The organism is Mesorhizobium sp. M7A.F.Ca.MR.362.00.0.0 (genome assembly GCF_004023175.1).
GTDB lineage: Bacteria > Pseudomonadota > Alphaproteobacteria > Rhizobiales > Rhizobiaceae > Mesorhizobium.
In genome coordinates, this window is the sequence record NZ_RZTF01000350.1 from 1 (window position 1) to 2,587 (window position 2,587).

General features: G+C 65.6%; 3 protein-coding genes. All 3 read left to right on the forward strand.

What is annotated here, in order from left to right:
- Positions 1-10: 10 nt before the first annotated feature.
- A complete protein-coding gene (locus tag EOC06_RS29445; RefSeq protein WP_128309442.1) occupies positions 11-688 on the forward strand; it encodes a FadR/GntR family transcriptional regulator in 678 nt (225 codons plus the stop codon).
- Positions 685-1,983 (forward strand): MFS transporter, encoded by a 1,299-nt coding sequence (locus EOC06_RS29450; RefSeq protein WP_128309437.1) that lies wholly within the window; start codon positions 685-687, stop codon positions 1,981-1,983. Before EOC06_RS29445 ends, EOC06_RS29450 begins: the two co-directional genes overlap by 4 nt.
- Before the next feature lie 104 nt (positions 1,984-2,087).
- Positions 2,088-2,587 (forward strand): dienelactone hydrolase family protein (locus EOC06_RS29455; RefSeq protein WP_245470185.1); only part of this gene is annotated, 500 nt, incomplete at its 3' end.

Genomic DNA, 2,587 nt, shown 5'->3' on the forward strand with positions numbered 1-2,587 from the left:
GAATAGGCCGATGCAACCCGCCACCAGAACCAATCTCACCGACAGCGCCACCAGCAGCCTGCGTGCCGAGATCGTCAGCGGCCGCTGGGGCGTTGGCGAACGTATTCCCAATGAGGCAGCCCTGACTGACCTTCTGTCGGTCAGCCGCGGCACAGTGCGCGAGGCGGTGCGGGTGCTGGTCTCGCAGGGATTGCTGGATACGCGCCAGGGCTCGGGCACCTATGTGCGCTCTGCCGTCGATACTTCTGCCGCGCTCGACCGGGTCAAGCGCAGCGGCCTGCGCGATCAGTGGGAGGCGCGGGCTGCGCTGGACCTCGAGGCCGCACGGCTCGCTGCCTTGCGCCACACGCCAGCCGACCTCGATCGGATGCGGCAATTGCTTGCCGCGCGCGGCACTGTCGCCGAAGGCGGAAGCGAAGGCTTCATCCACCGCGATCTCGCCTTCCACAAATCCGTCGTCGCGGCGTCCGGCAACAGGGCGATGATGGAGCTCTACGACTTCTTCACCGCCGCCATTACCGAGACCATCCATGCCACCATCGACGGCGATCTGCCCGAACCGGACCACCAGGCGCATGCGGCAATCGTCGACGCCATTGCCGCGAGCGATCCCGAGCGCGCGGTTGCCGCCGTCCGCGCCTTTATGGCGCCGGTGCTTGCCCAACTTGAAAGACTGCTTTCGCAATGAACCAGAGTTTTCGTCAGCCTGACCCGAAGGCCGAGGTCATCAAGGGTCTGGAACTCATCGACGCGGAAGTCGACAGCCTGCCCGTACCGCAGCCGCCTGAACTGCGCAGCCGTGCCGCGCGCCTCGTGCTTGGCGCGAGCCTTGTGCTGATCGCCTTCAGTCTGCGGCCGTTGTTTTCGAGCCTGTCGGTGCTGTTGCCCGAGGTGATGCAGGCAACCGGGCTGTCGACGACGGGCGCCAGCCTGCTGACGACGCTGCCCGTCCTGTGCCTCGGCCTGTTCGCGCCCTTCGCGCCAAGGCTTGCGCAGCGCTATGGAGCCGAGCGCACCTTGCTCGGGGCGCTCGCCTTGCTGGTGCTGGGAACCGGCCTGCGCTGGTTCGGTACGATTCCCCTGCTTTTTGTCGCGACCTTCCTGGCCGGCGCCGCCATTGCCATCGGCAATGTGCTGCTGCCAGGCCTGGTGAAGCGCGATTTCGCCGACAGGGCCGCCGTCATGACCGGGCTCTACACCATGGCGCTCTGCGCCGGCTCGGCCGCCGCCGCCGGCTTCACGCTGCCGATCGAACATTTTGTCACCGGTTCATGGTCCGGGGCACTTGCTGCCTGGGCGGTGCCCACACTAGTCGTGCTTTTGATCTGGATTCCGCAAGCGCTGGGCAGCCGTCGGCAGGTCAATCATCGCGGCTTTCGCGTCGTCGGTCTCTGGCGCGATCGCCTGGCCTGGCAGGTGACGCTGTTCATGGGCCTCCAGTCGGCACTTGCCTATTGCATCTTCGGCTGGCTGGCGCCGATCCTGCGCGAGCGTGGCTTCGATGCGGCCGCTGCCGGCGCCCTGGTTTCGGTGTCGGTGATGGCGCAGGTCATCACCTGTCTCGCCGTGCCGTCCTTTGCGATGCGGTTGAAGGACCAGCGCGGCATCAATGTGGCGCTCGTTGCCACCGCGGTGATCGCGCTGCTCGGCATTCTCTTTGCTCCGACCTCGACGGTGCTGTTCTGGGCAATCCTGCAAGGCATCGGGCAGGGTGGCCTGATCGCGGCTGCCATGAGCTTGATCGTGCTGCGTTCGCCGGATTCGCATGTCGCCGCGCATCTTTCAGGCATGGCGCAAGGCGTCGGCTATGTGCTGGCGGCCTTCGGGCCGCTGCTGGTGGGCCTGATCCGCGACTGGACCGGCAGTTTTTCGGGAACGGCGTTCCTGTTCGTCGTGCTCGGTCTTGGCGTAGCCATTATGGGGCTCGGTGCCGGCCGCGCGCTGCATGTGGGTGCACGGACCGTGCGAGAAGGCGAGCAATAGCGTCACGCAATCCTGCACGAAATGTTGACTGCCGGGTTCAGGGAACGCCTTGCCGTATAGGCTTGCGCGGCTATGTATCGCGCATCAGTCGAACGGAGCGGGCGATGACGAAACACGACCTTCAGATCAAGACCAGGGATGGTGTTGCCAATGCCGGGCTTTTCCGCTCGGCAAACGCGTCTCCTGCCAAGGCCGGCGTCATTCTCTATCAGGACGCCTTCGGTCCGCGGCCGGCGCTCGACAGTATGGCCGAGCGGCTGGCGAATGAAGGTTATGCGGTGCTGGTGCCGGACCTGTTCTACCGCAATGCGCCTTACGGGCCCTTCGACGCCAAGACCGCCTTCGCCGAGGAAAAGACCAAAATCCCGCTGATGGCGCTGGTCACCGGCACGACGCAGGACATGACCATCAGCGACAGCGGCGCGTTCCTCGATGCGCTTGCTGCCGAGGGCATCACCGGGCCGATCGGCACCGTCGGCTATTGCATGGGCGGCGGTCGATCATTGAATGCGGCTGCAACCTATCCCGAACGGATAAAAGCGGCCGCCAGCGTCCATGGCGGCAATCTCGCCAGCGACGCCGCCGACAGCCCGCATCGCAAGGC

Coding starts and splice junctions, on each gene's coding strand:
- EOC06_RS29445 (WP_128309442.1), top strand. CDS start 11: ATGCAACCCGCCACCAGAACCAATCTCACCGACAGCGCCACCAGCAGC.
- EOC06_RS29450 (WP_128309437.1), top strand. CDS start 685: ATGAACCAGAGTTTTCGTCAGCCTGACCCGAAGGCCGAGGTCATCAAG.